Below are 21,711 nucleotides of genomic sequence, written 5' to 3'. Positions count from 1 at the left end.
CCGCTGGCCGCGAAAGATCGATCGCGGCCAGCGGCCGCTCCTACAAGTTTTCCAGGGAGTTCTCTACCAGCTGCCGGTGGCGACGAATTTCTCAATCGCCGCCTTGAAGCCGCTTTCGATTTCGTCGTTGTAGTCGCCGCTGCTGTTCACTTTCTCCATCAGCTCTGCGTGTTCGCTATTCATGTAGGAGAGCAGGGCGGATTCGAAGTCGAGCACCTTGGCCACTTCAACGTCTTTCAGGTAACCCTTGTCGGCGGCGTAAACAGACACGGCCATCTCGGCGATGGACATGGGGCTGTACTGCTTCTGCTTCATCAGCTCGGTAACCCGCGCACCGTGATCCAACTGGGCCTTAGTGGCCTCATCCAGGTCGGACGCAAACTGGGAGAAGGCCGCCAGTTCGCGGTACTGGGCCAGCGCGGTACGGATGCCGCCGGACAGCTTCTTGATCACCTTGGTCTGCGCAGCACCACCTACTCGGGATACGGAGATACCCGGGTTGATGGCCGGGCGCACACCGGCGTTGAACAGATCCGTCTCGAGGAAGATCTGGCCGTCGGTAATGGAAATCACGTTGGTGGGTACGAACGCGGAAACGTCGCCGGCCTGGGTCTCGATGATCGGCAGCGCGGTCAGGGAGCCGGTCTTGCCTTTCACTTCACCGTTGGTGAACTTCTCCACGTAGTCGGCGTTGACACGCGCGGCGCGCTCCAGCAGGCGGGAGTGCAGGTAGAAGACATCACCGGGATAGGCTTCGCGGCCCGGCGGGCGCTTCAGCAGCAGGGAGATCTGGCGGTAGGCCCAGGCCTGCTTGGTCAGGTCGTCGTAAATGATCAGCGCATCTTCACCGCGGTCGCGGAAGTACTCGCCCATGGTGCAGCCCACATAGGGAGCCAGGAACTGCATCGCAGCCGGGTCGGCGGCGCCGGCGGCAACCACAATGGTGTGGTCCATGGCGCCGTGCTCTTCCAGCTTGCGCACCACGTTGGCGATGGAGGATTGCTTCTGGCCCACGGCAACGTAGATACACTTAATGCCGGTGCCTTTCTGGTTGATGATGGCGTCGATCGCAACCGCGGTCTTACCGATCTGGCGGTCGCCGATGATCAGCTCGCGCTGGCCGCGACCGATCGGGATCATGGTATCCACCGCTTTCAGGCCGGTCTGTACCGGCTGGTCAACGGACTGGCGGGCGATAACGCCGGGCGCCACCTTTTCCACCGCGTCGGTCAGCTTGTTGTTCAGCGGACCCTTGCCGTCGATCGGGTTGCCTAGGGCGTCCACCACGCGGCCCAGCAGTTCCGGACCCACCGGGGTCTCCAGAATGCGGCCGGTGCAGCGGCACTTCTGACCTTCGGCCAGGGATTTGTAATCGCCCAGGATTACCGCGCCCACGGAATCGCGCTCCAGGTTCAGCGCCATACCGTAGACGCCGCCCTCGAACTCGATCATCTCGCCGTACATCACCTCGGCCAGGCCGTGGATGCGGATGATGCCGTCGGATACGGATACGATGGTGCCCTCGTTCTGGGCCTGGGTGGCCACATCGAGACTGTCGATGCGGCTCTTGATAATTTCACTGATCTCAGAGGGATTCAGTTGCTGCATGCTCTGTTCCTCGAATCCCGAACCCGCCGCGGCGGATTCGGGATAATGAATTAGGAGTTAATCGCCTCGGCGAGTTTGGCCAGACGGCCACGCACTGTGCCGTCGATCACTGTGTCACCGGCGCGCACAATCGCGCCTCCCAGCAGGCTTTCGTCCACCGAGCTGTGCAGATGCACCTCGCGTTCAAATCTCGCGCTGAGCGCCCGGGTCAGTTTCTGCGACTGGGCATCGCTGAGGGAGCGCGCGGAGACGACTTCCACCTCGAGGGTGGCCTCCGCCTGCGCCTTCAGCTCCTCGAACAGCGCGGAAATTTCCGGCAGCAGCTGCAGCCGGTGATTCTCCGCCAGCAGCCGGATAAAGTTCTTTCCGGGTTCGCCGAGGTCGTCTGAACAGATCGACAGGAATTTGTCCGCGCGCTGATCGCCGGTGAGCTGCGGGTTGTCCAGCAGCTCGCGCACTTTCTCGCTCTGGCTGACCGCGGCCGCAGTGGCGAGCAGCGAGCTCCAACCGCCGAGGTCGGAGGCTTGCTGCGCGTAACTGAACGCCGCTTTGGCGTAGGGCCGGGCCAGTGTGCTGAGTTCCGCCATGGGGTTCCTCGCTTACAGCTCGGCTGCCAGTTGGTCGATCAGATCATCGTGTGCCTTGGCATCGACATTGACCGAGAGAATTTTCTCCGCACCGGCGATAGACAGGGCGGCCACACGGCTGCGCAGCTGCTCCTTGGCACGGTTCAGTTCCTGTTCGATCTCGGCTTTCGCCGCGACCTTCAGGCGATCTCCCTCCGCGTGCGCAGCCTGCTTGGCTTCGTCGATAATCTGGTTGGCGCGCCGGTTGGCGCCCTCGATTATTTCCGCCGCCTGCTCTTTGGCTTCCTTGAGTTGGTCGGCGGCCTTGCGCCGTGCCAGCTCCAGGTCTTTGCCCGCGCGCTCGGCCTCTTCCAGACCGGTGGCGATCTTCTGCTCGCGCTCCAGCATTACGCCGAGCAGCGGAGGCCATACGAACCTCCAGCAGAACCATACGAAGGCCAGGAAAGTGATCGACTGGCCGATTAGAGTCAGGTTGATATTCACACCGACACCTCTTGCTCTTTGCTCTTTATCAAAAAAGAACTTTGGGGGTTAAGGGCAATTGGAACGATGGAATTACACCAGACCAGGAGCGACGGCGAAGATCAGGTACATGGCGATACCCACACCGATCATCGGAACGGCGTCCAGCAGGCCCGCCATCAGGAACATTTTGCCCTGCAGCGCCGGAGCCTGTTCCGGTTGGCGCGCGGAGCCTTCCAGCAGCTTGCCGCCCAGGGTGCCGAAACCGATGGCGGTACCCAGTGCGCCCAGACCGATCAGCAGTGCGCTCGCGATGTAAACCAGACCAAGTGCTTCCATTGTGTTCTCCATCTAAAAGTTAAGAGTTGTTTTAAAGGTTGTGTAAAAGTGAACTATTGAAAAATTACTGGTCGTGTTCGTGCTCTTCGTCCCGGTGGTGGGCCATCGCCATATACACCGTGGTCAGCACCATAAACACGAACGCCTGCAGGGTGATCACCAGAACGTGGAAAATTGCCCAGCCCATATGCATCAGCATCGCGCCCGCGAAGCCAAGCACGCCCACGCCGAAGACGATGGCGATCAGGATAAAGATCATCTCACCGGCGTAGAGGTTGCCGAACAGACGCAGGCCCAGGGAGATGGGCTTGGCCACCAGGGAAACCACTTCCAGCAGGAAGTTGAACGGAATCAGCAGCAGGTCGAAATACCACTTGCCGGTATGAAAGGGGTGCAGGGTCAATTCCTTGATAAAGCCCAGGATTCCCTTTTCCCTGACGCTGAAGAAAATCATCAGTGCGAATACCGCCAGCGCCATGCCCAGGGTGGCGTTGGGGTCGGTGGTGGGAACCACCTTGAAGAACAGGTGCGGGTTGCCGGACACACCGGCCGCGGCCTTGGGCAGCCAGTCCACGGGGACCAGGTCCATCAGGTTCATCAGGAAGACCCACACGAAAATGGTCAGCGCCATGGGGGCGACCATGCTGTTGCGGTGGGGGAAGGTCTCCTTCACCAGGCTGTCGATAAAGCCGGTAACCAGCTCGACAAAGCTCTGCAGCCCGTGGGGCACGCCGGCAGTGGCCTTTCTCGCGGCATAGGAAAACAGGAAGCAGAACACCAGGCCCAGGCCGATGGACCAGCCCAGGGTGTCCAGGTGGACCGCCCAGAAGCCCATGTCCGCGGCTTCCTGGGTGGAGTGGGCGAGGGTCCATGTGCTCTCGCTGAGAACGGTGCCGTCGGCGCGGGTATAGCCCGCGGGCAACTTGCCGTAAGCCATATTCTGCAGGTGGTGTTGGATATAATCCGTCGCGGTTTGAGCTTCGACTGCCATAGGTCCTCAGCACTCGTTCGTAAATTTGTCTTTGTCTGTTGCGCCCGCGTTATTTCACCAGGCGCGCCGCCAATAACCACTGCACAAGCAGGCAGAGGCCATAGCTGATAAACACTGCGGCCGCGTTCAGCGGCCTGACCGCGGCAAACACCGCGGCAAACCCTACCAGGGTCAGGACAAACTTGCCCGTCTCCGCACGGTAGAAGGATTCCACCACCTGGCCGGCGGCGCGCGCGCCGCTGTGGCGTCTCTCGCCATGAAAGACGCGAAAACCGAAATAGGCGTTGGGCAGCGCACACAGGGCTCCGCCGATAAAGGCGGAGAGCGCAATCACCGGTTTGCCGCAAAAGTGCAGGGCCGCACTGACCAGCGATACCAGCAGCAGCTGTACCGCGGCAATAACTAACACCGGGGGTTTGTACATAGGCGGGGTAAGCCGACCCTGGTTACTCAGGTTTTTGTGCGCTGTCCGCCCAAGATTTGGGCGTGCGAATTATAGGAGCAACCGCATCGCTGGTTCAACCGCCAAATATCGCCAACTTTGTCAATTTTCGGGGTTTTTTCCCGCGAGAAGCCGGAACAGTGAGCGCTTACAAACCGAGGGGTTGCGCGCCGAAACCAGGCGGTTATTTATTCTTGTGGTTCAGTCTTCGCAATACCCCATGTGCGCCAGTATGCCATCCAGCTCGTCCAGGCTGCTGTACTTGAGCACCAGCCGGCCCACACCCTTGTCGTTGTGGTCGATGGACACCGGCACGCCGACTTTCTCCGACAGTCGCTCCACCAGGCGGCGGATATTCGGGTCCTCTTCGGGTTTGGCGGGAGCCGGGTTCTGCGCCTGCTGCTGCAGGCGGCGCACCAATGCTTCGGTCTGGCGCACGGTCAGCCCGCGATCGACCACCTGGCGCGCCGCACTGCGCTGGGTTTCCCCGGCGAGCCCGAGCAGGGTCTTGGCGTGCCCCAACTCCAGATCACCGCGCTCGAGAAAGGTGCGCACCTCCTCGGTGAGGCTCAACAGGCGCAGTAAGTTGGTCACCGCACTGCGGGATTTGCCCACCGCCTCGGCCACTTCCTGCTGGGTGAGCTGGAATTCGTCCTGCAACCGCTTGAGGGCCGCGGCCTCCTCCACGGGATTCAGGTCCTCCCGCTGGATGTTTTCGATCAGCGCCATGGCGATGGCGGCTTCGTCCGGCACTTCGCGCACCAGCGCCGGCACCCGGTCGAGCTCCGCCAGTTGGGCGGCGCGCCAGCGGCGCTCGCCGGCGATGATCTCGTACTTGTGCTCGCCGATAGGGCGCACCACGATGGGCTGCATGATGCCCTGGGCGCGGATGGAATCCGCCAGCTCCAGCAGGGACTCCATGGGAAAGTCCCGGCGCGGCTGGTAGCGGCCACGCTGCAAAAATTCGATGGGCAGCTCGCGCAGCTCCCCGTCCACCCTTGCCGCACCGCCCTCGCCGCTGGCCATGGCGATCGCCTGGCTGGCTTCGCCACTGATCAGATGGGATAGATTTCTGCCCAAACCTTTGCGCCGGGTGGCCATAGTGTGTACCTCTTAAACGGCTTCGGCCACCGGGCCGCTGTGATTGGAATTGCGGTTGGCGGCGTGGCGGCGGGTCATCTCGCCGGCCAGCGCCAGGTAGGCGATGGCTCCCTTGGAGTGACGGTCGTACTCCAGCGCCGGTTTGCCGAAACTGGGGGCCTCCGCCAGGCGCACGTTGCGCGGGATACAGGTGCGGTAGAGTCGATCGCCGAAATATTCGGACAGCTGGTCGGACACATCGCTGGTGAGACTGTTGCGCGGGTCGTACATGGTGCGCAGTATGCCCTCGATCTTCAGCTCCGGATTGGCGGCGCGCTGAATCTGGGTGATGGTGTCGACCAGCGCGGACAGCCCTTCCAGTGCGTAGTACTCACACTGCATGGGAATCAGCACGCCGCTGGCGGCACAGAGGGCGTTGACCGTCAGCATATTCAGGGAGGGTGGGCAGTCGACCACGATGTAGTCGTAGTCGCCGTTCAGATCGCGCAGCGCGCGGCGCAGGCGGGACTCGCGCCCGTCCATATCCAACAGTTCCACCTCGGCGGCGGAGAGATCGCCGTTGGCGGGCAGCAGGTCGTAGCCGCTGGCGGTACTCACGATCGCCTTGCGCGCCGGCAGGTCGGCGACGAGCACGTCGTAGCTGGACAGTTGCAGTTCGTTTTTGTCCACACCGCTGCCCATGGTGGCGTTGCCCTGGGGGTCCAGGTCGATCAGCAGGACCCGGCGGCGACTGGCCACCAGAGAGGCGGCCAGGTTGACGCAGGTGGTGGTCTTGCCCACACCGCCTTTCTGGTTGGCCACGGCAAATATCTTGCTCAAGGTTATTGTTCCCTGTTGTTAACAGCGGCTGACAAATATCTGGTCTTGGAAAATTTTAAGCGGGATCGTCGCCAACTGGGCGGCTGAGCACGATAAGGTGGCGCTCCGCATCGCAACCCGGTACCGACAGGGGGTGCACCTGCTCGACCTTAATCCCTTTTGGAAGCGCGCTCAACTCGTCTTGCGGCAACCGACCCTTCATAGCGTAAAACTTTCCCCCGGGCGCTAGCAAGTGCTCACTTCCCGCAATCATGTCGGCCAGGGAGGCGAAGGCCCGGGAAACCACGCCATCGAACTTCGACCCCGGTGAAAATTCCTCCACCCGCTCGTTGATTACCTGCACGTTGGGCAGTGGCAACTGGCTCGCCACCTGGAACAGGAAGCGGGTCTTCTTGCCGTTGCTGTCCAGCAGGGTGACCTGGCGCCCGGGGTGGACTATCGCCAGGGGAACTCCCGGCAGGCCGCCGCCGCTGCCCACATCGATCAGTGAGTCAGAGCCATGGCCGCACAGGTTCACCACGCTGAGGCTGTCGATGATATGGCGCTCCAGCATCTGCGCCGGATCGCGGATGGCCGACAGGTTGTAGGCCGCGTTCCAGCGCGCGAAGAGTTCCAGGTACAGGAGCAACTTGTCCTGCTGTTCCCCGGACAGCGCCACCGACAACTGCCCGGCGGCTTCGAGCAGGCGGGGGCGGAAGGCTTCCATTTGCAGTGAGGTCGTCAAATTTCCAACTCGGTATCGTGTTTCCCTGTAGGAGCGGCCCATGGCCGCGATCGTAATCGCTACGTAGAGGGATCGATCGCGGCCATGGGCCGCTCCTACACAACTACGGGAAGGTTATACGGCTTTTTTGCGGGTGAGCAGGCCGCGTTTTTTCAGTTGGATCAGCAGCAGCGACACCGCCGCCGGCGTGACCCCGGGAATCCGCGATGCCCGCGCCAGGGTGTCCGGGCGGGTCTCGCTCAGCTTCTGCTTCACTTCACTGGAGAGACCGGACACGGCGCCGTAATCGAACCCCGCCGGAATTGGGGTGTCCTCGTAGGCCCGCAGCCGCTCGATCTCCTCCCGCTGGCGATCGATATAGCCGGCGTATTTGGCGGCAATTTCCACCTGCTCGGCCACCCGCTCATCCTCCACCGGCTCGCCCTTGAGGGCCGCCACATCGGCGTAGCCCAGCTCCGGGCGCCGGAGCAGATCCATCAGGCTGTACTCCCGTGCCAGCGGCTGCGGCAGCTGGGTTTCCACCGCGGAGGCCTGCGGGGTGTGCGGGTGAATCCAGGTTTCCCGCAGCCGCTGTTCCTCGCGCTCGATGGCCTCGCGCTTTTCGCTAAAGGCCCGCCAGCGGGCGTCGCCCACCAGTCCCAACTGGCGCCCCATCTCGGTGAGGCGCAGGTCCGCGTTGTCCTCGCGCAGCAGCAGCCGATACTCGGCGCGACTGGTGAACATACGGTAGGGCTCCCGGGTGCCGGTGGTGATCAGGTCGTCCACCAGCACGCCCAGGTAGGCCTGGTCCCGGCGTGGCGCCCAGGCCTCGCGCTGCTGTGACTTGAGTGCCGCGTTGGCGCCGGCCAGCAGGCCCTGGGCGGCGGCTTCCTCGTAGCCGGTGGTGCCGTTGATCTGGCCGGCGAAGAAGAGTCCCTGAATAAATTTGGTTTCCAGGGAGGGCAGCAGGTCCCGCGGGTCGAAGAAATCGTATTCGATGGCGTAGCCCGGGCGGGTGATATGCGCCTTTTCAAAACCTTTGATCGAGTGCACCAGTTCAATCTGCACATCGAAAGGCAGGCTGGTGGAGATACCGTTGGGGTACAGCTCATTGGTGGTCAGCCCCTCGGGCTCGATAAATACCTGGTGGCCGTCCTTGTCGGCGAAACGGTGCACCTTGTCCTCGATGGAGGGGCAGTAGCGGGGGCCAATGCCCTCGATGACCCCCGAGTACATCGGCGACCGGTCCAGGCCCCCGCGGATTACCTCATGGGTCTTCGCGTTGGTATGTGTGATCCAGCAACACACCTGCCGCGGGTGCTGGGCGCGACGGCCCAGGTAGGACATCACCGGGGTGGGGGTATCGCCCCACTGCTCCTCCAGGCCGGAGAAGTCCACCGAGCGGGCATCGATCCGCGGCGGCGTGCCGGTCTTCAGCCGCTCGACGCGAAACGGCAACTCCCGCAGCCGCTGCGCCAGGGCGATGGACGGCGGGTCCCCGGCGCGGCCGCCGGAATGGCTGTCGAGGCCGATATGGATTTTTCCGCCGAGAAAGGTCCCCGCGGTGATCACCACAGTCCTGGCACGGAAGCGCACGCCGGCGTTGGTGACCACTCCGGTGACCCGCTCGCCCTCCACAATCAGGTCGTCCGCCGCCTGCTGGAAGATTTCCAGGTTTTCCTGCCGCTCCAGGATCGCGCGGACCGCGCCCCGGTACAGGGCCCGGTCCGCCTGGGCGCGGGTGGCGCGCACCGCCGGCCCCTTGCGCGCATTGAGCACGCGGAACTGGATACCGGCCAGATCCGTGGCCTCGGCCATGGCGCCGCCCAGGGCGTCCACCTCGTTCACCAGATGGCTTTTGCCGATACCGCCGATGGCCGGGTTGCAGGACATCTGCCCCAGAGTCTCGATGTTGTGGGTCAGCAACAGAGTAGAGGCCCCCATACGCGCGGCCGCGAGCGAGGCTTCGGTGCCGGCGTGGCCGCCGCCGATCACGATCACGTCATAGGTTTTGGGGTAGTCCATAGGTTTCCAGGCCAGGCCCTGCACAAGTAAAAAAATGGGCGCACATTTTATAGCCAGCAGGTGGGATGCGGCAAACAGTGTAACAGCGCAGGCCGACGACGTTCTGACTAAATTTTAACCATTCATTTGCTGTTTATCATTCATACACTAATTAACTTATACATATCTTGTATTGGTAGAGTTTTATATTAGTTGTTGTTATTAGGGGCGGTCGTTTTCGGTATAACTATAAAAATATCAATAAAATCAATCGCTTATTGGGTATGACAGGTTGCTGATAACCTCTGCCCCGGAGCGGGGGCAACCGCGGTAGGGCGCTGTGGACCAACGGGATAACTTTCCCCTGTTTTTCTCCCTGAGGAAGTTATACCCGCCCGAGCTCTCAGGTTTTGACGGAGTTGTGCCCACTTTTATTCACAGCAGGCGGGCAAAGCCAGGTGATTGTTGGAAAGCGGTGAGAGTTCCTGTGGGTTGTCTGTGAGCAAGTAGAGGTATCTGGATAAGACTGTGGATTGCTGTGCGCAACTTTTGTGTTCAGCGGGTGGGTTTGGTGGGGACGGGCTTGGTTCGCCAGTTGCCTGTGGATAGTTTGAGGAGGGCGGCGCGCGGTTACCCCGGTGCCGAGTCCGATGAAAATATAGGGAAGGGAAGGCAGGGCTATTTGCCGATACAGAAGCTGCCGAAGATTTTTCCGAGCAAATCGTCCGCGGTCACCGCGCCGGTGATTTCGCCGAGGGCCTGCTGCGCCCGGCGCAGGTCTTCCGCCAGCAGTTCGCCGGCGCCGGCGGTGCGCAGTTGTGCGGCGCCCTGTTGGATAAAGGCCCGCGCCTCGGCCAGGGCTTCGAGGTGGCGGCGGCGGGCGCTGAAGCTGCCCTCGGCGGCGCCGCTGTAGCCCATGCAGTGTTTCAGGTGCTCCCTCAGCGATTCTAGGCCCGCACCGGTCCTGGCGCTGATGGCGATCACCGGTACTCCGTCGGTGTGCGCCAGCAGTCCGGCGGTGTAATCGGTGAGGTCGATCTTGTTCAGCACCAGGGTGAGTTTTTCCGGATCCGGCAGCTGCGCGGTGAATTCCGGCCAGGCCTGTTCCGGGTCCAGGGAGTTGGCCTGCTCCGCGTCCACCACCAGCAGCACCCGGTCCGCGCCCCGTATCTCCTCCCAGGCGCGGGCTATGCCGATCTGTTCCACCCGGTCGGGGGAGTCCCGCAGGCCGGCGGTGTCGGCGATATGCAGGGGCATGCCGTCGATATCGATATATTCGCGCAGGATATCCCGGGTGGTGCCGGCGAGTTCGGTGACGATGGCGGCCTCGCGGCCGGCCAGGGCATTGAGCAAGCTGGACTTGCCAGCGTTGGGGCGCCCGGCGATGGCCACCCGCATACCCTCGCGCACCACGCTGCCGCGGCGGGCCTCGGCCTCCACTTGCGCCAACTGGTGCAAAAGAGCGTCCAGATCCGCCGCGACTTTGCCATCTGCAAGAAAATCGATTTCTTCTTCAGGAAAATCTATCGACGCTTCGACATAGATGCGCAAATGGGTTAGATTTTCCACTAATCTTTCTATTTTTTCGGAAAATACGCCCTGCAGTGAACGCATGGCATTGCGGGCCGCCTGGGCGCTGCCAGCCTCTATCAGGTCGGCGATGGCCTCTGCCTGGGCCAGATCGATCTTGTCGTTGAGAAAAGCGCGCTCGGAAAACTCACCGGGCCTCGCCTGGCGAGCGCCCAATTCGATGGCGGCGTGCAGCAGTTGGTCGAGAATCACCGGACCGCCGTGGCCTTGCAGCTCCACCACGTCCTCGCCGGTAAAGGAGTGGGGGCCGGGGAAGAAGAGCGCGATGCCCTGGTCGATCAGTTGCCCGCGGTGGTGGAAGTTGCGGTAGTGCGCGCGGCGCGGTTGCAACTCTCCCTCTCCGCAGATGGCGCGGGCGAACTCCCGGGCGTGCGGGCCGGAGAGGCGGATCACACCGATACCACCACGGCCTGGGGCGGTGGCGACGGCGGCGATGGTGTCTCTGTGGAGGTTTTGCTTTGGCATGGGCAGAGTTTACCAGTTTGCCGCGGAAAGCCCCGTCCTTCAGGTGGGGATGGATAGCGGGCAATGCAAAGCATTGCTGATTATTTGATACTGGATTAATATCCAGCTATGCCGCTCATTAAAACCCTCCAGGTGCGCGTGCGCGATAAACACACCAAGCTCCTGCGCCAGATGGCCCGGGACGTCAACCTGGTGTGGAACTACTACAACGAGCTTTCCGCCAAGCATTTGAACCGTACCGGCCAATGGCTGTCTGCCTACGACCTGCAGAAGTACAGCAAGGGCAGCTCCCGCTATCTCTCCATCGATTCCACCGCCGTCCAGGCCATCGCCGAGGAATTCGCCACCCGGCGCCGGCAGTTCTGCAAGGCTAAGCTGCAGTGGCGCCGCTCAGGAGGTGTGCGCCGCTCCCTAGGCTGGGTCCCCTTCAAGGCCGGTGCCGCCCGCTGGGTATCCGGCCAGGTGCGCTATGCCGGCCTGTACTTCAAGGTCTGGGACAGCTATGGCCTCAGCCAATACCGGTTCCGGGCTGGCAGTTTTTCGGAGGACGCCCGTGGGCGCTGGTATTTCAATGTGGCGGTGGAGATTCAGCCGCAGCCGGGCTGCGGCAAGGCCGCTATCGGCATCGACCTGGGTCTCAAGGACATCGCCACCACCACTGACCCGGCCCTGAAATTGGAAGCCGGCCGCTGGTACCGGGACCAGCAGCAGAAACTGGGCATCGCCCAGCGCGCCCGAAAGAAACACCGAGTGCGCGCCATCCACGCCAGGATCAGAAACCGGCGCAAGAACGACCTGCACCAGTTCAGTCGCAAGCTGGTGGACCGTAGTGCCGCCATCTTCGTCGGCAATGTCAGCTCTCAACAACTCGTCAAAACCTCCATGGCCAAATCCGTGCTCGATGCCGGCTGGGGCCAATTGAAAACGATGCTGGACTACAAATGCGCACACGCAGGCGTCGTGTTCGAAGAGGTCGACGAGTCCTACACCACCCAGCGCTGCTCGTGCTGCGGGAGTATTCCCGCCAGCAGACCGAAAGGTAGAGCCGCGCTTGGAATAAGAGAATGGACCTGCTGCGAGTGTGGTGCCTCGCACAACCGCGATCTCAACGCGGCCAGGAACATTCTCGCGCTCGGGCATGAGCGTCTCGCCGGAGGAATCCCCTTCCTTTAGGAAGGGGAGGATGTCAATCGACCGGAATGCACAGGGGCCGCTTCGGCCCCGTACTGAGGCCGAACTCTTTTAAGACTTCAAACAGGCTCTTACATTGGGCGGTGGTGATTAAGCGTTACCAGCCGCCTCCACCTTCTTGTTGATATACCAGGTCTGGGCGATGGAGATCAGGTTGTTGGCGATCCAGTAGAGCACCAGCCCGGCGGGGAACCACAGGAAGAAGAAGGTCATCATCACCGGCATCAGCTGCATGATTCTCGCCTGGGTCGGATCGGTGGGCTGGGGGTTCAGCTTCTGCATAAACCACATTGAAGCCCCCATGATCACCGGCAGGATAAAGTAGGGGTCTTTCACCGAGAGATCGTGAATCCACAGTATCCAGGGCGCGTGGCGCAGCTCCACGGTTTCCATCAGCATCCAGTAGAGGCCGATAAACACCGGCATCTGCAGCAGGATCGGCAGGCAGCCACCCATGGGATTGATCTTCTCCCGGCGGTAGAGCTTCATGGTCTCCTCTGCCAGCTTCTGCCGGTTGTCCTTGTACTGGTCCTGCAGCTTCTTCATCTGCGGCGCGAACTTGCGCATGCGCGCCATGGACTTCAGGCCGGCGGCGGACAGCGGATAGAGCAGTGCCTTGATAAACACCGTGAGCAGGATGATCGACCAGCCCCAGTTGGCGACGATATGCTCGTGGATAAAGTTGAGCACCCGGAACATGGGCTTGGCCAGCCACCAGAGCCAGCCGTAGTCCACGGTCAGGTCCAGGTAGGGGGAGATCTCCTCCAGGCGGAAGACATCCTTGGGGCCGGCGTAGAAAGAGGCGCTGAGTTCGCCCTGTTCGCCGGCGGGAATCTGCACCTGCGGCGAGGTAAAGCCCATGCGGAAGAGGCCGCCGGGCAGTTCGCGAAGCTCGAAGGTATTGGTCTCGTCCTGGGGCGGAATCCAGGCGCTGATAAAGTAGTGCTGGACCATGGCCACCCAGCCGCCATGGATGGTCTCGCGGATGGGCTTCTCGGCAATCTCCTCGAAATCCTGTTTCTGGTAGTTCTCCTCCGTGGTGTGCAGGGCCGCGCCGAGGAAGGGGGACATGCCGATGCCCACATCCACCGGTGGCTCGGCGCTGTCGCGCTTGATCTGCCCGAACATGGCTGCGGCCCAGGGCTGGGCGCCGGCGTTGTCCACCAGGTAGGAAACCTCAACCAGGTAGTCGCCGCGGGTGAAGCGGAAGCGCTTGGTGATCCGGGCGCCGTTCTGCTGCAGGGTCAGGTCCACGTCCAGGGTGTCCTCGCCCTCGCGCAGGGCGTAATCGGTTTTCGCGCTGCTGAACAGCGGTCGCCCTGCGGCGCTGTCGGTGCCGTTTTTGCCGATCAGGCCGCTCTGGGCGATATAGGTGTGATCGCGGGTCTGGTTGAGCAGGATAAACGGGCGGTCCGGGGTGTTCAGCTCCTCGTAGAACTTGCGCAGCGCCACCTTGACGATATCCCCGCCGCGAGGATCGATCAGCAGGCTGAATACGTCGGTCTCCACCTGGATCAGCTGGCGCTCTCCAGCCGTTGGGGCGGCGGTCTCGCCGTCTTGCTGCAGTTGCGGCACGTCGCTGGTGCCGCTGTCGGGTTGCTGTTGTGGTGGCGGCACCTGGGTGTCGCTGCGCACGACAGTCTCCCGATCCACCGCCGGTGCGCGCTGCTCTTTGAATTCGTTCCACTGGAATATCAGTGCCAGTACAACTGCGGCGATACCGCCCAGCAGCGTGTAGCGTTGCCAATCCATCTCGAGTGCCTAGTGATCTGTGGTGTGTGGGGCGGGGGGAACCGGGTCCATGCCGCCGGGATGCCAGGGGTGGCATTTTATAAGGCGCCGCACACTTAAATAACCCCCCTTTAGGAATCCGTGGGTTTTTAATGCCTCTTCCGCATAATGCGAGCAACTGGGGTAGAAGCGGCACTGATTGCCGACCCAGGGACTGGCGAGGTAGCGATAGGCGTGGATCAGCCGGACAGCCAGCCAGTTCACGCTTTCCTCCTTACGCTGCGCTCTCTGTTGTCTTTTGCGTTGCCGCCCTGTGGCTGCTGCGCCCTCTGGGCCAGCTTGCGCCATAGCTTGTCTAGCAGCGCGGCCAGTTCCGCCCGGTCCAGTTCGCCGGCGCCGGTACGCGCGAGCACTACTGCGTCCAGCGGCGGCAGCTGGTGCTGGCGCAGGCGGAAGGTCTCGCGGACGATACGCTTGATGCGGTTGCGGTCGCTGGCGTTGCGGACGTGCTTTTTGGCGATGACCAGACCCAGGCGCGGGTGGCCGAGGTCGTTGGGGCGGGCGAGGATCAGCAGCTTCGGATGTGCGGCGCGCACCCGGGTGTCGCTGAAGACGGCGCGATACTGTGCCGCGTCGAGCAGGCGCAGCGGCTTGGCAAATCCGAAGTCGCCGCGCGTCTGTTGCATAGAGGAGCTGCCCCTGGCGGGACAGGACTTATGCGGACAGAACTTTGCGGCCTTTGGCGCGACGGCGGGCCAGAATCTTGCGGCCGTTCTTGGTTGCCATACGGGCACGGAAGCCGTGGTTGCGCTTGCGCTTCAGATTGCTGGGTTGGAAAGTGCGTTTCATTGTCTTGCTACCTGAGACTTTTTAACTGGAAATTCGGTCGCGGCTGGCCCCGTGGGGGGAGCAATGCGCTGCGAAGGCGGCGGATTGTATAGAAAGGGACCTGTGAAATCAACGTACAGCCCGGCGAAAACGGCCTGTCCTGCTTCGGCTTCCGAGGGGCTTGTCTGTCTTCTGCGCAAGTGATTGAGATGGCGGCAGTATCCAGTCCTGCCCACCGATTGATACCAAGTTATTCACAGATTATTGTGGATAAGTTTCAAAGGGGTGGTAGGTCTCTCTGTTTAAAAACTGTGCAAGTGCTTGATTGTTAGGGACTTTTAGCGCGATTATTTTGCCGGTTTTGGTCTTGTCTTGTGGATAACCCAGCGGGCTAAAGGTATACTCGCCCCATTCTTGTTCACGGCCTCGCACGGTGGTTCTCGCCGGTTTTGCCGTTATCTCTCTTCTTTAATACTAAATGCTCTTGGGGTCTGGGGGGTTTCTTGTCCGAATCCGTGTGGAAGCAGTGTGCCACCTGTTTACAGGATGAACTGCCAGCGCAGCAGTTCAATACTTGGATCAGGCCGCTGCGGGTGAGTCCCGCCACCGGTGCCGGTGAGTTGCGTCTTCTGGCCCCCAACCGCTTTGTGCTGGACTGGGTGGGCGACAAGTTTCTCAAGCGGATTCGCGAACTGGTGGAGCAGTTTGCCGGCGGCCAGCCGCTGCAGGTGGTGTTGGATATCACCGAGCGGCGCCCGGCGCGCTTCCAGAGAAGCCGCGCAGCGATGGAAAACTCGCAGCGGATCGAGAACGGCTATCCGTCAGACAGCCCGCATTCCCCCGTGTCACAGGCCAACCAGATCGCGGCGGAAGAGGCCACCGCGGACCAGGTCAGTAGTGGCGAACTGGCCCTGACAGACTTGCGCTCCGTCCCCGGCCAACGGGCCGCGGAGCCCTCCCGTAAGGTGGAGGTGGAGGGGGCCATCAAGCACGGCAGCTCCCTCAACCGCAACTTCACCTTCGCCTCCTTTGTGGAGGGCAAGTCCAACCAGTTGGGGCTGGCGGCGGCACAACAGATTTCCGACAATCCCGGCGGTGCCTATAACCCGCTGTTTATTTACGGTGGTGTGGGGCTGGGCAAGACCCACCTGATGCACGCGGTGGGAAATGCGCTGCTGGACCGCAATCCCAACGCTAAGGTGGTGTACCTGCACTCGGAGCGCTTCGTCGCAGATATGGTCAAGGCGCTGCAGTTGAACGCGATCAGTGATTTCAAGCGCTACTATCGCTCGGTGGATGCTCTGCTGATCGACGATATCCAATTCTTCGCGGGCAAGGAACGCTCCCAGGAGGAGTTTTTTCACACTTTCAACGCTCTGCTTGAGGGTGGTCAGCAGATTATCCTCACCTGTGACCGCTACCCCAAGGAGATCGACGGTTTGGAGGAGCGACTCAAATCCCGGTTCGGCTGGGGGCTCACGGTGGCGGTGGAGCCGCCGGAATTGGAGACGCGGGTGGCCATATTAATGAAGAAGGCGGAGCAGGTGGGGGCAGATCTGCCCCACGACTCCGCCTTCTTTATTGCCCAGCGCATCCGCTCCAATGTGCGCGAACTGGAGGGGGCGCTGCGCCGGGTGATCGCCAACGCCCAGTTCACCGGCCGCGCCATCGACGATATCCTGGTGCGCGAGGCGCTCAAGGACCTGCTGGCTCTGCAGGATCGCCTGGTGAGTGTGGACAATATCCAGCGGGTGGTGGCGGAGTACTACAAGATCAAGGTGGCGGATTTGCTCTCCAAACGGCGCAGCCGCTCGGTGGCGCGCCCGCGCCAGGTGGCCATGTCCCTGGCCAAGGAGCTTACCAATCACAGTTTGCCGGAGATCGGCGATGCTTTCGGTGGGCGCGACCACACCACGGTGCTGCACGCCTGCCGCAAAATTCGCGAGTTACAGGAGTCGGATGGAGATATCCGTGAGGATGTGAAACTGCTGACCCGCTCCCTGACCACTTAAACCGAATAATCGACAATACAAGGCGGAACTATCCATGAAATTTACTGTGAGCCGGGACGGCCTGCTGAAGCCGCTACAACTGGTGGCGGGCGTGGTGGAGAAGCGCCAGACACTGCCGGTACTCGCCAATGTGCTGATGCAACTGCAGGGGCAGGAGCTGTCTCTCACCGGTACCGACCTGGAAGTGGAGATCGTCGGCCGCCTGCCGGTGGACGGGGTGGAAATGGAAGGAGAGGTGACGGTGCCGGCGCGCAAGCTTCTGGATATCTGCCGCTCCTTGCCGGACGGCGCCGAACTCAAGTTCGAGCGCGACGGCGAACGCCTGGTTCTGCGCAGCGGCCGCAGCCGGTTTCAACTGTCCACCCTGCCGGCAGCGGATTTTCCAAACCAGGAAGAAACCAGTGCGCAGACCCGCTTCTCCATCTCCCAGCGGGAGATTCGCCGCTTGATAGAGGCTACGGGTTTCGCCATGGCTCAGCAGGACGTGCGCTATTACCTTAACGGCTTGCTGTTGGAGTGCCGTCCACAACAACTGCGCGCCGTGGCCACCGACGGTCATCGCTTGGCGCTCTGCGATCGGGACGCCCCTGGTCTGAATGTGGAGTCACCGATCCAGGCGATAGTGCCGCGCAAAGGGGTGCTCGAGCTGGGACGACTGCTGGAAGATACCGATGCAAGCGCGGAAGTGGTGCTGGGCAACAACCATATCCGGGTGATCTGCGGTCCCTTTACCTTTACCTCCAAGCTGGTGGATGGCAAGTTCCCGGACTACGAGCGCGTGCTGCCCCGGGCTGCCGGTAATGAGATCTACGCGGACCGCCAGGCCCTGCGCCAAGCCTTCTCCCGCGCAGCGATTCTGTCCAACGAGAAGTATCGCGGCGTGCGCCTGCAGATTTCCGAGGGGTTACTGCAGATAGTGGCCAATAACCCGGAGCAGGAGGAAGCCGAAGAGCAACTGGTGGTGGATTATGTGGGTGAGCCGCTGGAGATCGGTTTCAATGTCGGCTATCTGCTGGACGTGACCGGCGCTATTCACAGCGAACAGATTCGTATCGGCCTGGCGGATGCCAATAGCAGCGCGCTGCTGCAGCAGCCGGAAGAGGGCGATGCGGTCTATGTGATTATGCCCATGCGGCTCTGAGCAGTTGTAGAAGACTTGGCAAGTTACCCTGAGCAAGCCGTTGTATCCTGGGATATGGCGGCCTTTCAGTATCCACACCTCACCGCCTCCCTTCTACGGGGTGTTTTCTCGGGACGGTTGTCGTGTCGCTGACCCGCCTGCTGCTGTCCCACTTTCGCAATATCGACAGTGCCGACCTGTCCCTCGGTGTCGGCGCCAATCTTTTCTGCGGTGCCAACGGCAGTGGCAAGACGTCCCTGCTGGAGGCGGTGCATATGCTGGCTACCGGCCGTTCTTTTCGCTCCCGTCAGCACCAGTCGGTGATCCAGCGTGGTCAGGAGGAGCTCATTGTCTTCGGCCAGTTGGACAACGGTTTCAGCCTTGGGGTGGAGCGCCGGCGGGATGGGACTGGGCGTATCAGGATCAATCAGGCCCCGGCGGAATCCAGTTCCCAACTCGCGAGCTGCCTGCCTTTGCAGGTTATCAACAGCGACAGCTTCTCGGCTCTGGATGGGGGCCCCGGCGTACGCCGGCGGTTGCTGGACTGGACAGTGTTCCACGTGGAACATCGTTATGCCCAGGAGTGGAAAAGTTACCAAACTGCGCTGCGCCAACGAAATGCACTGTTGCGCCGTGGTAAAATTGCAACCGATCAGCTGTCGGTCTGGGAGCAGCGCATGGCGCACAGCGGCAGCTGTGTGGACCAATGGCGCGCAGAGGTGTTCGAGGAACTGCGCTCTCATTTGGGTGTGTTGATCGGTGAACTCCCAGAGTCTCCCTTAGCCGGGGTGGAGATGTCCTACCGCCGCGGATGGCGCAAGGAATCACCGTTGTTGGAGGCACTGGTGGAGTCCCGGGAGGGGGATCTCGTTCAGGGGCATACCCGTATAGGGCCCCATCGCGGCGACCTGCGCTTCGCTGTCGAGGGTGAGGCGGCCCATAACATCCTGTCCCGCGGCCAGCAGAAGATGCTGGTCTGTGCACTGCGTACGGCAATGGCCGAGTTGGTACAGCAGAGGCGCGAAAAGCCTGTTTTTCTGGTGGATGACCTGCCATCGGAGTTGGACGAGGAGAATCAGCAGCGTTTTGCCTACTGGGTTAGCCGCTGCGCCAGTCAGGTACTGGTAACCGGAATCGAATGGGAAGCCACCAGCCGCCCCTGGCTGCAGTTGGGTTTCCCTTGGAATAGCCCGACAGTGTTCCACGTGGAACATGGTCGAATAAGTGCCAGGCAACAGCCGCCGGCAAGCAAAGTTGAATGGAGCGAGTAAATGTCAGAGCAGCAAAGCTATGACTCCAGCAGTATCAAGGTTCTAAAGGGCCTGGATGCGGTGCGCAAGCGCCCGGGTATGTACATCGGCGACACCGATGACGGGACCGGCCTACACCATATGGTGTTCGAGGTGGTGGATAACTCCATAGACGAGGCTCTGGCGGGGCACTGCGACGAAATCCGAGTAATCATTCACCCGGATGAATCCATCACCGTCTCTGACAACGGCCGGGGGATTCCTACGGAGATCCACGAAGAGGAGGGGGTCTCCGCCGCGGAAGTGATTATGACGGTGCTCCACGCAGGTGGTAAGTTCGACGACAACACCTACAAGGTATCCGGCGGGCTGCACGGTGTAGGGGTCTCCGTGGTCAACGCCCTCTCGGAGGAGCTGAAGCTGACGATCCGCCGCGGGGGCAAGATTCACGAACAGGTCTATCGTCACGGGGTCCCTGAATCACCGCTGTCAGTGGTGGGCGAATCGGGCAACACCGGTACCAAGGTGCACTTCAAGCCCTCATCGGATACCTTTACCAATATCGAATTCCACTTCGACCAGTTGGCCAAGCGCCTGCGGGAACTGTCCTTCCTCAATTCCGGCGTGCGTATCGTGCTGAAAGACGAGCGCTCCGGCAAGGAAGAGGTCTACGAATACGAAGGCGGCCTGAGGGCCTTTGTGGAATTCCTGAACCAGAACAAGACCCCGATCAACAAGGTACTGCACTTCCAGAGCCAGCGGGAAGACGGTATTGCGGTGGAAGTGGCGCTGCAGTGGAACGACAGCTTCCAGGAAAACATTTACTGCTATACCAACAATATTCCCCAGCGGGATGGTGGCACTCACCTCGCGGGTTTCCGCGGTGCCCTGACCCGGGGCCTCAACAACTACATCGAGAGGGAAGGGCTGGGGAAAAAGGAAAAGGTCAGCACCACCGGTGACGACGCCCGCGAGGGGCTTACTGCGATCATTTCCGTGAAGGTCCCGGACCCGAAATTCTCCTCCCAGACCAAGGACAAGCTGGTTTCCTCTGAAGTGAAGTCGGCGGTGGAACAGGAAATGGGAGTTCACTTCAACGATTACCTGCTGGAGAATCCCCAGGAGGCCAAGTCGGTGGTGGGCAAAATGATCGACGCCGCCCGCGCCCGGGAGGCGGCGCGCAAGGCGCGGGAGATGACCCGGCGCAAGGGCGCCCTGGATATCGCCGGTCTGCCCGGCAAGCTGGCGGACTGCCAGCAGAAGGACCCGGCGCTGTCGGAACTCTACCTGGTGGAGGGTGACTCCGCCGGTGGTTCCGCAAAGCAGGGCCGCGATCGCCGCACCCAGGCGATACTGCCCCTGAAGGGCAAGATCCTCAATGTGGAGAAGGCGCGCTTCGACAAGATGCTGTCCAGCGCCGAGGTGGGCACCCTGATCACCGCCCTGGGCTGCGGTATTGGCAAAAGTGAGTTCGACCCGGACAAACTGCGCTATCACTTCATCATTATCATGACCGATGCCGACGTGGACGGCGCCCATATCCGCACCCTGTTGCTGACCTTCTTCTTCCGCCAGATGCCGGAGTTGATCGAACGGGGCCATATCTACATCGCCCAGCCGCCGCTGTACAAGGTGAGCAAGGGCAAGCAGGAGCAATACCTGAAAGACGAGGCGGCGCTGACCCAGTTCCTCACCAATGCCGCCCTCGATGGCGCCAGCCTGTTTGTTAATCCGGATGCACCGGCACTCGCCGGTGAATCCCTGGAAAACCTGGTGGGTGAATACCGCGCGGTACTCGCCACTATCGATAGGCTGTCGCGGGTCTATCCGGAAGAAGTACTGCGCAGCATGATCTACCTGCCCAGTATCCAGCCGGAAGACCTGCAGTCCGAGGAAAAAGTGCAGGGCTGGTGTGGGGCGCTGCAGGAAAAGCTGGAGGAAGAGGGCAATGGCGGCGGGCGCCGTCACCAGGTCAGTGTGCGTCAGGATAGCGAGAGAGGCCTCTATCTGCCCCATATCCATATCGTCGCCCACGGCGTCGGCAGCGATTACCCGGTCAGTCACGAATTCTTCGAATCCGCTGAGTACCGTGCCATCTGTACTCTGGGGGAGAAATTACAGGACCTACTGGAAGAGGGCGCTTACATCCAGCGCGGTGAAAAGCGGCAGGAAGTGGACAGCTTCGCCGAGGCCCTGGACTGGCTGATGAACGAGAGCCGCCGCGGCTACGGCGTCCAGCGCTACAAAGGCCTGGGGGAAATGAACCCGGACCAGTTGTGGGAAACCACCATGAACCCGGAGAGCCGTCGCATGCTGCAGGTGACGGTGGAAGACGCCATCGCCGCGGACCAGATCTTCACCACCCTGATGGGCGACCAGGTGGAGCCGCGCCGGGAGTTTATCGAGAGCAATGCCCTGGCGGTGGAAAACCTGGACGTGTAGCCGGGAGCGCCGAGCCCCAGCTCGGC

20 protein-coding genes are annotated in these 21,711 nt (G+C 61.6%); 5 read left to right on the top strand and 15 right to left on the bottom strand.

The window, feature by feature from the left end; genetic code table 11:
• Nucleotides 1–63 precede the first annotated feature (63 nt).
• From atpA to mnmE, 11 genes are all read right to left on the bottom strand, one after another.
• Nucleotides 64–1,608 (bottom strand): F0F1 ATP synthase subunit alpha, encoded by a 1,545-nt coding sequence (gene atpA / locus PP263_RS15830; protein ID WP_308364645.1) that lies wholly within the window; start codon nt 1,606–1,608, stop codon nt 64–66.
• A 50-nt stretch (nt 1,609–1,658) separates the two neighbouring features.
• Nucleotides 1,659–2,195, bottom strand: coding sequence for a F0F1 ATP synthase subunit delta (locus tag PP263_RS15825; protein ID WP_308364644.1), 537 nt, complete (start codon nt 2,193–2,195; stop codon nt 1,659–1,661).
• A gap of 12 nt (nt 2,196–2,207) precedes the next feature.
• Entirely contained in the window at nt 2,208–2,678 is a 471-nt protein-coding gene (locus PP263_RS15820; protein ID WP_308364643.1) for a F0F1 ATP synthase subunit B, read from the bottom strand.
• Nucleotides 2,679–2,750: 72 nt separating this feature from the next.
• A complete protein-coding gene (atpE, locus tag PP263_RS15815; protein ID WP_020413895.1) occupies nt 2,751–2,996 on the bottom strand; it encodes a F0F1 ATP synthase subunit C in 246 nt (81 codons plus the stop codon).
• Nucleotides 2,997–3,060: 64 nt separating this feature from the next.
• The gene (gene atpB / locus PP263_RS15810) at nt 3,061–3,987 is read right to left on the bottom strand and encodes a F0F1 ATP synthase subunit A (protein ID WP_308364641.1); all 927 of its coding nucleotides are present in this window, start codon (nt 3,985–3,987) and stop codon (nt 3,061–3,063) included.
• Between the two features lie 49 nt (nt 3,988–4,036).
• Nucleotides 4,037–4,396 (bottom strand): ATP synthase subunit I, encoded by a 360-nt coding sequence (locus tag PP263_RS15805; protein WP_308364639.1) that lies wholly within the window; start codon nt 4,394–4,396, stop codon nt 4,037–4,039.
• Nucleotides 4,397–4,630: 234 nt separating this feature from the next.
• Nucleotides 4,631–5,530 carry a ParB/RepB/Spo0J family partition protein gene (locus PP263_RS15800; protein WP_308364638.1) on the bottom strand — a complete coding sequence of 300 codons (900 nt, stop codon included), beginning with the start codon at nt 5,528–5,530 and terminating at the stop codon, nt 4,631–4,633.
• Between the two features lie 12 nt (nt 5,531–5,542).
• On the bottom strand, nt 5,543–6,349 hold the full coding sequence (locus tag PP263_RS15795) for a ParA family protein (protein ID WP_308364637.1): 807 nt from the start codon (nt 6,347–6,349) through the stop codon (nt 5,543–5,545).
• 55 nt (nt 6,350–6,404) lie between these two features.
• Nucleotides 6,405–7,055 (bottom strand): 16S rRNA (guanine(527)-N(7))-methyltransferase RsmG, encoded by a 651-nt coding sequence (rsmG, locus tag PP263_RS15790; protein ID WP_308368622.1) that lies wholly within the window; start codon nt 7,053–7,055, stop codon nt 6,405–6,407.
• Between the two features lie 132 nt (nt 7,056–7,187).
• The gene (gene mnmG, locus PP263_RS15785) at nt 7,188–9,077 is read right to left on the bottom strand and encodes a tRNA uridine-5-carboxymethylaminomethyl(34) synthesis enzyme MnmG (RefSeq protein WP_308364636.1); all 1,890 of its coding nucleotides are present in this window, start codon (nt 9,075–9,077) and stop codon (nt 7,188–7,190) included.
• Between the two features lie 657 nt (nt 9,078–9,734).
• Nucleotides 9,735–11,111: a tRNA uridine-5-carboxymethylaminomethyl(34) synthesis GTPase MnmE gene (mnmE, locus tag PP263_RS15780; RefSeq protein WP_308364635.1), complete on the bottom strand. Its 1,377-nt coding sequence runs from the start codon at nt 11,109–11,111 to the stop codon at nt 9,735–9,737.
• Nucleotides 11,112–11,219: 108 nt separating this feature from the next.
• Between mnmE and PP263_RS15775 the strand changes: the two genes are divergently transcribed.
• Complete coding sequence (locus PP263_RS15775; protein WP_308364633.1) at nt 11,220–12,284, top strand: transposase; 1,065 nt, start codon at nt 11,220–11,222, stop codon at nt 12,282–12,284.
• Between the two features lie 108 nt (nt 12,285–12,392).
• On the opposite strand, the gene yidC is transcribed toward PP263_RS15775, so the two are convergent.
• From yidC to rpmH, 4 genes are read right to left on the bottom strand one after another with little or no spacing between them, the layout of a single operon-like run.
• Nucleotides 12,393–14,054 carry a membrane protein insertase YidC gene (gene yidC, locus PP263_RS15770; protein ID WP_308364632.1) on the bottom strand — a complete coding sequence of 554 codons (1,662 nt, stop codon included), beginning with the start codon at nt 14,052–14,054 and terminating at the stop codon, nt 12,393–12,395.
• Between the two features lie 9 nt (nt 14,055–14,063).
• Nucleotides 14,064–14,381, bottom strand: a complete 318-nt coding sequence (yidD, locus tag PP263_RS15765) for a membrane protein insertion efficiency factor YidD (RefSeq protein WP_374693666.1) — start codon at nt 14,379–14,381, stop codon at nt 14,064–14,066.
• Nucleotides 14,294–14,719: a ribonuclease P protein component gene (gene rnpA / locus PP263_RS15760; RefSeq protein ID WP_308364630.1), complete on the bottom strand. Its 426-nt coding sequence runs from the start codon at nt 14,717–14,719 to the stop codon at nt 14,294–14,296. The genes yidD and rnpA overlap by 88 nt, the downstream gene beginning before the upstream one ends.
• Before the next feature lie 28 nt (nt 14,720–14,747).
• Entirely contained in the window at nt 14,748–14,882 is a 135-nt protein-coding gene (gene rpmH / locus PP263_RS15755) for a 50S ribosomal protein L34 (RefSeq protein ID WP_067084833.1), read from the bottom strand.
• A gap of 482 nt (nt 14,883–15,364) precedes the next feature.
• Here rpmH and dnaA point away from each other — a divergent pair, with 482 nt between their 5' ends.
• The 4 genes from dnaA (at nt 15,365) to gyrB (ending at nt 21,685) form a co-directional block, all read left to right on the top strand.
• On the top strand, nt 15,365–16,873 hold the full coding sequence (gene dnaA / locus PP263_RS15750; RefSeq protein ID WP_308364628.1) for a chromosomal replication initiator protein DnaA: 1,509 nt from the start codon (nt 15,365–15,367) through the stop codon (nt 16,871–16,873).
• 34 nt (nt 16,874–16,907) lie between these two features.
• Nucleotides 16,908–18,014 carry a DNA polymerase III subunit beta gene (gene dnaN, locus PP263_RS15745; RefSeq protein WP_308364626.1) on the top strand — a complete coding sequence of 369 codons (1,107 nt, stop codon included), beginning with the start codon at nt 16,908–16,910 and terminating at the stop codon, nt 18,012–18,014.
• A gap of 122 nt (nt 18,015–18,136) precedes the next feature.
• Complete coding sequence (gene recF / locus PP263_RS15740; protein WP_308364625.1) at nt 18,137–19,264, top strand: DNA replication/repair protein RecF; 1,128 nt, start codon at nt 18,137–18,139, stop codon at nt 19,262–19,264.
• Nucleotides 19,265–21,685 (top strand): DNA topoisomerase (ATP-hydrolyzing) subunit B, encoded by a 2,421-nt coding sequence (gyrB, locus tag PP263_RS15735; RefSeq protein WP_308364624.1) that lies wholly within the window; start codon nt 19,265–19,267, stop codon nt 21,683–21,685.
• The last annotated feature ends 26 nt before the right edge of the window (nt 21,686–21,711 follow it).

Origin of the sequence: Microbulbifer sp. TB1203 (genome assembly GCF_030997045.1) — a bacterium.
GTDB lineage: Bacteria > Pseudomonadota > Gammaproteobacteria > Pseudomonadales > Cellvibrionaceae > Microbulbifer.
Note: the sequence above shows the minus strand (reverse complement) of the source record. Positions and strands in the feature narration are given on the sequence as shown.